This window comes from Streptomyces bungoensis (assembly GCF_001514215.1).
In the GTDB taxonomy this organism is placed as follows: Bacteria; Actinomycetota; Actinomycetes; order Streptomycetales; family Streptomycetaceae; genus Streptomyces; species Streptomyces bungoensis.
In genome coordinates this window covers 1-9,739 of the sequence record NZ_KQ948891.1, presented here as the reverse complement: position 1 = coordinate 9,739, position 9,739 = coordinate 1, and the positions used below count along the sequence as shown (strand labels likewise).

Sequence of the window (9,739 nt, the reverse complement as noted above, 5' to 3'; positions counted from 1 at the left end):
CGTCGCCACCGCCTCCGCCGTGGCGTCCGGCACGGCCCTGCGTGAACGGCTCGCCGACCTGTCCCGGGCCGAACGCGACCGCCGGCTGCTGGAGTTGGTGCGGACCGGTGCCGCCGCGGTGCTCGGGCACGCGGACGCCGGAGCGGTGGAGGCCACCCGGTCCTTCCGCGACCTCGGCTTCGACTCCCTCACGGCCGTGGAGCTGCGCAACCGGCTCTCCGCCGAGACCGGCCTGAAACTGCCCAGCACCCTCGTCTTCGACCACCCGACTCCGGCCGCCCTGGTCCGGCTGCTCCGGCGCGAACTGCTCGGTGAGGACGACGACGGCCGCGGCACCGACACCCGGCAGCCCGTCCCGGCCGTCACCTCGACCACGGACGACCCGGTGGTCGTCGTCGGCATGGCCTGCCGGCTCCCCGGCGGTGTGTCCGGGCCCGACGACCTGTGGCGCCTGGTCTCCGAAGGCGCCGACGCCATCTCGGAGTTCCCCGCCGACCGCGGCTGGGACCTCGACGCGCTGCACGGTTCCCCCGACGGCGCGGGCCAGGGCCGCAGCCACACCCGCGCGGGCGGCTTCCTCGCCGACGCCGCGCAGTTCGACCCCGGTTTCTTCGGCATCTCGCCCCGCGAGGCCCTCGCGGTCGACCCCCAGCAGAGGCTGCTTCTCGAAGCCTCCTGGGAGGCGCTGGAGCACGCCGCGATCCGGCCCGACTCGCTGCGCGGCAGCCGTACGGGCGTCTTCGTCGGCGCCGGCGGCTCCGGATACGGCGCGGGCCTGCGCGAGGTGCCCGAAGGACTCGACGGGCAGCTGCTGACCGGTGTCGCGGGCAGCGTGGTCTCCGGCCGCGTCGCCTACACCTTCGGTTTCGAGGGCCCGGCGGTCACCGTCGACACCGCGTGCTCGTCCTCCCTCGTCGCGCTGCACCTGGCCGCACAGTCCCTGCGCTCCGCCGAGTGCGACCTCGCCCTGGTCGGCGGGGTCACGGTGCTCGCCGACCCGGCCGCGTTCGTGGAGTTCAGCGCGCAGGGCGGGCTGGCCGCGGACGGCCGCTGCAAGGCGTTCTCCGACGACGCCGACGGCACCGGCTGGGCCGAGGGCGTGGGCGTGCTCGTCGTCGAACGCCTCTCCGACGCCCGCCGCAACGGACACGACGTACTCGCCGTGATCGCCGGCTCGGCGGTCAACCAGGACGGCGCCTCCAACGGCCTGACCGCCCCCAACGGGCCCGCCCAGCAGCGGGTGATCCGGCAGGCGCTCGCCGGCGCCGGGCTCACCCCGGCCGACGTGGACGCCGTCGAGGCGCACGGCACCGGCACCACCCTGGGCGACCCGATCGAGGCGCAGGCCCTGCTCGCCACCTACGGCCAGGACCGCGAACGGCCGCTGTACCTGGGGTCGTTGAAGTCCAACATCGGTCACACGCAGGCCGCCGCAGGCGTCGCCGGCGTCATCAAGACGGTGCTCGCCATGCGGCACGGGGTGCTGCCGCGCACGCTGCACGCGGAGCGGCCGTCGTCGCACGTGGACTGGTCGGCCGGCGACATCGCGCTGCTGACGGAGAACGTGGAGTGGCCGCGGACCGAGGGACGGCCCCGCCGCGCCGGCGTCTCCGCCTTCGGCGTGTCGGGAACCAACGCGCACGTCGTGCTGGAGCAGCCCGCACCCGAGCCGGTCCCCGAGGACGACCCGGCCGGCGTACCGGACGCCGCCGCGCCCGAACCGCCTTTGCTGCCGTGGGTGGTGTCCGGCCGCACGCGTGCCGCGCTGTGCGCCCAGGCCGAGCGGCTGGCCGCCTTCGCCGAGGCACGTCCCGGCACCGCCCCGGCCGAGATCGCCGCTTCCCTCGTGCGGTCCCGCTCGGTGTTCGAGCACCGCGCCGTGGTCTGGGGCGCCGGGCGCGACGAACTGCTCGGCGGCCTGCGGGCGCTCGCCTCGGGGCAGCGGTCCGACGCCACCGTCACCGGCTCCGTCCTCGCGGACGGGCGCACCGCGTGCCTGTTCGCCGGTCAGGGGTCGCAGCGCCCGGGCATGGGGCGGGAGCTGTACGAGCGGTACCCGGTCTTCGCGGACGCCTTCGACGCCGTGTGCGCGCACATGGACACCGAACTGCCACGCCCGCTGCGGGAAGTGGTCTTCGGTGACGACGCCGGACCGCTGAACCGCACCGAGTTCGCCCAGCCCGCCCTGTTCGCCCTCGAAGTGGCGCTGTTCCGGCTGCTGGAGTCCTGGGGCGTACGCCCCGACGTGCTGCTCGGGCACTCCATCGGCGAGTTGACGGCCGCCCATGCGGCCGGAGTGTGGTCACTGGCGGACGCCTGCCGGCTGGTCGCCGCGCGTGGACGGCTGATGCAGGCCCTGCCGGAGGGCGGGGCGATGGTGTCGCTCCAGGCGTCCGAGGAGGAGGTGCTGCCGCTGCTGGCCGGCCGGGAGACCGAGGCCGGGGTGGCCGCCGTCAACGGACCGCTGTCGCTGGTGGTCTCGGGCACCGAGGACGCGGTGCGGGAGATCGCCGCCGCGGTCGAGGCGCTCGGCAGGCGCACCCGGCGGCTGCGGGTCAGCCACGCCTTCCACTCGCCGCTGATGGAACCGATGCTGGCCGACTTCCGCGCCGTCGCCGAGACGCTGTCCTACGCCGCTCCCCGTATCCCCGTCGTCTCCGACGTCACCGGCCGGCCCGCCACCGCCGAGGAGCTGACCTCCCCCGAGTACTGGGTGCGGCACGTCCGGCAGGCGGTGCGCTTCGCCGACGGCGTCAGCGCGCTCGCCGGGCAGAACGTCACCCGCTGGCTGGAACTCGGCCCCGACAGCACCCTCACCACCCTGGCCCAGTCCTGTCCGGGCGCGGCGGACGGCCTGTACGTGCCCGCGCTGCGCGACGACCGCCCCGAGGCACGCGCCCTGCTGGAGGCCGTGTCGGCCCTGTTCACGCGGGGTGCCGACATCGACTGGACGGCACCCGTACCGGCCCTGGGCCGGGCGCGGCGGACCGCCCTGCCCACCTATGCCTTCCAGCGCCGCCGCTACTGGCTCGACGTGCCCGCCGGACCCCATGACGCCTCCGCGCTGGGCCTCGACGACACCGGCCACCCGCTGCTCACCGCCGCGCTGCCGGCCGCGGACAGCGACGCGGTCGTCCTGACCGGGCGGCTGTCGCTGCGCTCGCATCCCTGGCTCGCGGACCACCGGATCGGCGGCCACGCCGTCGTACCCAGCACCGCCTTCCTCGAACTCGCCGTCCACGCGGGCGACCAGGTGGGCTGCGACGAGGTCCGCGAACTCACCCTGGAGGCGCCGCTGACCGTGCCCGAGCGCGGCGCGGTCCGGCTCCAGGTCCGCATCGGGGAACCCGACGCCCGGGGCACCCGCGCGGTCACCGTCCACTCCCGCCCCGACGGCGCGCCGTCGGACGGCACCGCGTGGACCCGCCACGCCGGCGGCCTGCTCGCGCCCGCCGGCACCACCGCCGGGCGGCCGGAGACCGGCCTCGCCGCCTGGCCGCCGCCCGGCGCAGAACAGGTCGAGATCGGCGACCTGTACGAACGGCTCGCGGCCGGCCCGGGCCTGGAGTACGGCCCCGCGTTCCGGGCGCTGACCGCCGTCTGGCGGCACGGCGAGAACGTCTACGCCGAAGTCGCCCTCGGCGCCGACGAACGCGAGCGGGCCAGGCGGTTCGGGGTGCACCCGGCCCTGCTGGACGCGGCACTGCACCCGCTGGGGCTCGGGCTGCCGGCCGGAGTCGGTGACGGGCTGGTGCTGTTCGCGTGGCAGCGCGCCACACTCCTCGCGCACGGAGCCGGCACGCTGCGGATCCGGCTGACCCGGTCCGGCGGGGACACCCTCACGCTGCTCGCCGCCGACGCCTCCGGCCTGCCCGTCCTCACCGTGGACTCGCTGCGGCTGCGCCCCGCGCCGGCCGGACAGGCCCGGACGGCCTGCGACCCGGCGGACACCGACCCGGCGGACACCGGCCAGGCGGTCACCGGCCAGATGGCCCCGGACGAGCGCACCGACCCGGCCGCAGCCGACGCCCGCGCGGACACCGCGGCCGGCCCCCGCACCCAGGAGGACCCCGCAGGCAGCGGACCCCTGCCGTCGACCGACCCGCGCCGCACGAAGCGCCGCCGCGCCGCCGACGACTCCGGGGCCGGTGACGGCCCGGGCGACGGTACGGGACTGCTGGAGCGGCTCGCGGGACGGTCCGCGGCCGAGCGGCGGCGCGCCCTGCTGGACCTGGTACGCCGTACCGTGGCCGCCGTACTGGACTACGTCGACCTGGACGAGGTCGAGCCCGGCCGCGTCTTCAAGGACCTCGGCTTCGCCTCCGTCACCGCCGTCGAACTGCGCAACCGGCTCAGCGCCGGCCTCGGTGTCCTGCTGCCCGCCACCCTCGTCTTCGACCACCCGACCCCGCTCGCCCTCGCCGCGCACCTCGACGCGGAACTCTTCGGCGCCGCCACCGGCACCACGGCCCCCGTCGCCTCCCGCGCCCGGCTCGACGACGACCCGGTCGTCGTCGTCGGCATGGCCTGCCGCTACCCGGGCGGCATCACCAGCCCCGAGGAACTGTGGGACCTGGTGGCCGACCGCGGCGACGGCATCTCCCCGTTCCCCACCGACCGGGGCTGGGACCTGGCGAAGCTGTACCACCCCGACCCCGACCACCCGGGCACCTGCTACGCCCGCGAAGGCGGCTTCCTGCACCACGCCAGCCACTTCGACCCCGGCTTCTTCGGCATCTCCCCACGCGAGGCGCTGGCGATGGACCCCCAGCAGCGGCTGCTGCTGGAGACCTCCTGGGAGGCACTGGAGCGGGCCGGCATCGACCCCGCGTCCCAGCGCGGCAGCCTCACCGGAGTCTTCGCCGGAGTCACCTACCAGGACTACGTCGGCATCCTCGGCGCCGCCGAGGACAGCTTCGAGGGATACATCGGCACCGGCAACTCCCCGAGCGTCCTGTCGGGCCGCATCGCCTACGCCCTCGGACTGGAGGGCCCGGCGCTGTCCGTCGACACCGCCTGCTCCTCCTCCCTCGTCGCCCTGCACCTCGGTGTGCAGTCGCTGCGGCAGGGCGAGTGCGACCTGGCACTGGCGGGCGGCGTCACCGTGATGTCGACACCCGGCTCGCTCATCGAGTTCAGCCGGCAGCGGGCCCTCGCCGAGGACGGCCGCTGCAAGCCGTTCTCCGCGGACGCCGACGGGGCCAGCTGGGCCGAAGGCGCCGGCATGATCGTCCTCGAACGGTTCTCCGACGCCCGGCGCCACGGCCACCCGGTCCTCGCCGTCGTCCAGGGCAGCGCCCTCAACCAGGACGGCGCCTCCAACGGCCTCACCGCCCCCAACGGCCCCTCCCAGCAGCGGGTGATCCGCGCGGCGCTGGCCGCGGGCGGACTCGCCCCGACCGACGTGGACGCCGTGGAGGCGCACGGCACCGGCACGACGCTGGGCGACCCGATCGAGGCCCAGGCCCTGATCGCCGTCTACGGCCAGGACCGGCCCGCGGACCGCCCGCTGTGGCTGGGATCCCTGAAGTCCAACATCGGCCACGCCCAGGCGGCGGCCGGGGTCGGCGGCGTCATCAAGATGGTCATGGCCCTCCGCCACGGGCTGCTCCCGGCCACCCTCCACGCCGGCACCCCGACCCCCGAGGTCGACTGGTCCGCAGGCACCGTAAGGCTGCTGGACGACGCCGTGCCCTGGCCGGAGACCGGCCGCCCGCGCCGGGCCGGCGTCTCCTCGTTCGGCATGAGCGGCACCAACGCGCACGTCGTCATCCAGCAGGCACCCGACGAGCCCGCGCACCAGGACACCACCACCGGCGGCGCACAGCGGACCGGCCCCGCCGCGCCGGACACCGCCCCCGCGCGGGTACTGCCCCTCGTCCCCGCCCCGCTGTCCGCGCGCACCTCCGACGGGCTGCGGGCCCAGGCCGGCCGGCTCCTCGCCCACCTGCGCGACCACCCCGGCCTCGGCCTCGCCGACCTGGGACTGTCCCTCGCCACCACCCGCACCGCGTTCGAGCACCGCGCGGTCGTGCTCGCCGCCGACCGCGACGCCCTGGAGCGCGGCCTGCGCGACCTCGCCGGGGACGGCATGGTCAGCGACGTGGTCCGCGGCGTCGACCGGCGCGGCGCCGGACCCGTGCTCGTGTTCCCCGGACAGGGCGCCCAATGGGCCGGCATGGGCCGTGAACTGCTCGACACCGCACCGGAGTTCGCCCACCGCATCGCCGAGTGCGAGCAGGCCCTCGCCCCCCATGTCGACTGGTCGCTGACCGCGGCCCTGCGCGGTGGCCCCGACGCGCCCGACCTCGACCGGGTGGACGTCGTCCAGCCCGTCCTGTGGGCCGTCATGGTCTCCCTCGCCCACCTGTGGCGCACCCACGGCGTCGAGCCCGCCGCCGTCGTCGGTCACAGCCAGGGCGAGATCGCCGCGGCCGTCGTCGCCGGCGTCCTGTCCCTGGAGGACGGCGCCCGTGTCGCCGCACTGCGCAGCAAGGCCATCACCGCCATCGCCGGGGACGGCGGCATGATGTCGGTGCCGCTCCCCGCCGACCAGGTCCGCGGCCGGCTGGAGCGCCACGGCGACCGGCTCGCCCTCGCCGCCGTCAACGGCCCCGGCTCGGTCGTCGTCTCCGGCGCCGCCGACGCCCTGGACGAGCTGTACACCGAACTGACCGCGGAGGGCGTCCAGGCCCGCAAGGTCGCCGTCGACTACGGCAGCCACTCCGCCCACGTCGAACCCATCCGGGACCAGGTGCTCGACGCGCTCGCGGACCTGCGGCCCGGCCCCGCCGAGATCCCCTTCCGCTCCTCGGTCACCGGCGACTGGCTCGACGACGACACCGTCCTGGACGCCGCCTACTGGTACACGAGCCTGCGCGAGACCGTGCGCTTCGAGGACGCGGTCCGCGGCCTGCTCACCGCCGGCCACCGGGCCTTCATCGAGGTCTCCCCGCACCCCGTCGTCGGCTTCGGCCTCCGCGAGACCATCGAGGACGCCGCCGCAGACGCCGTCGTCCTCGGCACCCTGCGCCGCGACCACGGCGGCCTGGACCGCTTCCTGACCTCCCTCGCCGAGGCCCACGCCCACGGGGTGCCCGTCGACTGGCGCTGCGTCTTCGCCGGCACCGGTGCCCACCGCGTCGACCTGCCCACCTACGCCTTCCAGCGGATGCGGTACTGGCCCGAGCTGCGCGCCGCGGACACCGCCGCCGAAACCGCCACCGAGGTCTCCGACGAGGTGGACAGCCGCTTCTGGCGGACGGTGGACGAAGAGGACCTCGAGGGCCTCGCCGCCACCCTCGACCTCGCCGGCGACGCCCCGCTGCGCGAGGTGCTGCCCGCGCTGTCCGCCTGGCGGCGCAGCAGCCGCGAGCAGTCCACCGTCGACGGCTGGCGCTACACCGTCGGCTGGAGCCCGCTCACCCAGGACACCGCGGGCGCGCCCCCGGCCGGCACCTGGCTCCTCGTCGTGCCCGGCACCGGCCACCCGCTGGCCGACGCCACCCGGCAGGCCCTCACCGGCCACGGCGTGCCCGTCCGCGTCGTCCCCGTCGCCACGGGCGGCCACGACGCCGACCGCACCGTCCTGGCCACCCTGCTGACCGGGGCGCTCGCCGGCACCGGCACCGAGCCCGCGGTCGCCCCGCAGGACCTCGGCGGCGTGCTGTCGCTCCTCGCACTGGACGAGAGCCCCCACCCCGACCACCCGTCCGTACCCGCCGGACTCGCCGGCACGCTGGCCCTCCTCCAGGCCCTGGGCGACCTCGGCGTCGCGGCACCCCTGTGGTGCGCCACCCGCGGCGCGGTCGCCGTCACCGGATCGGAAGCCGTCCTCAGCGCGCCCCAGGCCCTCGTGTGGGGTCTCGGCCGGGTCGCCGCCCTGGAACACTCCGACCGCTGGGGAGGCCTGATCGACCTGCCCGCGGACCTGGACCGCCGGGCCGGCGACCGGCTGTGCGCCCTGCTCGCCCGGCCCGACGGCGAGGACCAGACCGCCCTGCGCGCATCGGGCGGCTACGGCCGCCGCCTGCTGCGCGCCCCGCTCGCCGGCGCCACCGCACCGGCCGAGCCCTGGCGCCCGCGCGGCACCGTCCTGGTCACCGGCGGCACCGGCGCGGTCGGCGGCCACGTCTCCCGCTGGCTCGCCTCCCTCGGCGCCGACCACCTGCTGCTCACCAGCCGCCGCGGCGCCGAAGCACCCGGCGCGGCCGAACTGCGGGCCGAACTCACCGCGCTGGGCGCGGGCCGCGTCACCATCGCCGCCTGCGACGTCACCGACCGGGACGCGCTGCGGGAACTCCTCGACACGATCCCCGAGGAGCACCCGCTCGACGCGGTCCTGCACATCGCCGGCTCCCTCGACGACGGCGTCATCGACGCCCTCGACCCCGGCCGCATGGACCCGGTGCTGCGCACCAAGGCCACGGCCGCCGTCCACCTGCACGAACTGACCCGGGACCTGGACCTGTCCGCGTTCGTCCTGTTCTCCTCGACCTCAGGCACCATCAGCGGCCCCGGCCTCGGCAACTACGCCCCCGGCAACGCCTTCCTGGACGCCCTCGCCCAGCAGCGCCGCGCCCAGGGCCTGCCCGCCACCGCCGTCGCCTGGGGCCACTGGGCCGACGGCGGCATGGGCGACGGCGCGGTCGGCGAACGCCTGCGCCGCTACGGCGTCTACGACATGCAGCCCGAACTCGCCTGCCAGGCCCTGCAGCAGGCACTCGACCACGGCGAGACCCACCTCGCGGTCACCGACATCGGCTGGGACCGCTTCGCCCCCGCCTTCACCGGCTCCCGCGCCAGCGCCCTGCTGCGCGACCTGCCCGACGCCCGGCGCGTCCTCGCCCCGGCGGCCGGCAACGCCTCCGGCCAGAACGCCGGGAGCGCCTTCGGCGGCGACTCCACCGACGGGGACCAGCCACCGCTGCGCCGCCATCTGGCGGGCCTCACCGGAACCGAACGCGCCGACGCCGTCCTCGACGTCGTGCGCGGCTATGTCGCCACCGTCCTCGGCCACCCCGGACCGCAGGCCGTCGACCCGAGCCGTGCCTTCAGCGACCTGGGCTTCGACTCGCTGAGCGCCGTCGAACTCCGCAACGGCATGAACAAGATCACCGGACTGCGGCTGCCTGCCACCCTGGTCTTCGACCACCCCAACTGCGCCGAACTCGCGCGGATGCTGCTGCACGAACTCGGCGACGCCCCCGGTGACGACGACCGGCCGCCCACCACCCGGGCCGAGGCCGCCGCACCGGTCGCACCGTGCGTCACCGAGGGCGACCCGGTCGTCATCACCGCGATGAGCTGCCGTTTCCCGGGCGGGGTGAGCACCCCGGAGGAGTTCTGGCGGCTGCTGGCCGACGGCACCGACGCCATCGCCCCCTTCCCGGCCGACCGTGGCTGGGACGTCGAGGGCCTGTACCACCCCGACCCCGACCACCCCGGCACCTGCACCGCCCGCGAAGGCGGGTTCCTGCGGGACATGGCCGCCTTCGACCCCGCCTTCTTCGGCGTCTCCCCGCGTGAGGCGCTGGCGATGGACCCGCAGCAGCGGCTGCTGCTGGAGCTGGCGTGGGAGGCGTTCGAACGGGCCGGGATCGACCCGACGACGCTGCGCGGCTCCCGCACCGGAGTGTTCGCCGGCACCAACGGCAACGACTACACCCCGCTCCTCGTCGCCTCCGGCGAGGACGTCGGAGGCCACCTGGGCACCGGCAACGCGGCGAGCGTCGTCTCC

At 76.2% G+C, this 9,739-nt stretch carries 1 protein-coding gene; it reads left to right on the top strand.

What is annotated here, in order from left to right; all coding sequences use genetic code 11:
- Positions 1-19 precede the first annotated feature (19 nt).
- Positions 20-9,739, top strand: a 9,720-nt coding sequence (locus AQJ66_RS36430) for a type I polyketide synthase (RefSeq protein ID WP_482255556.1), incomplete at its 3' end; no start/stop codon positions are given.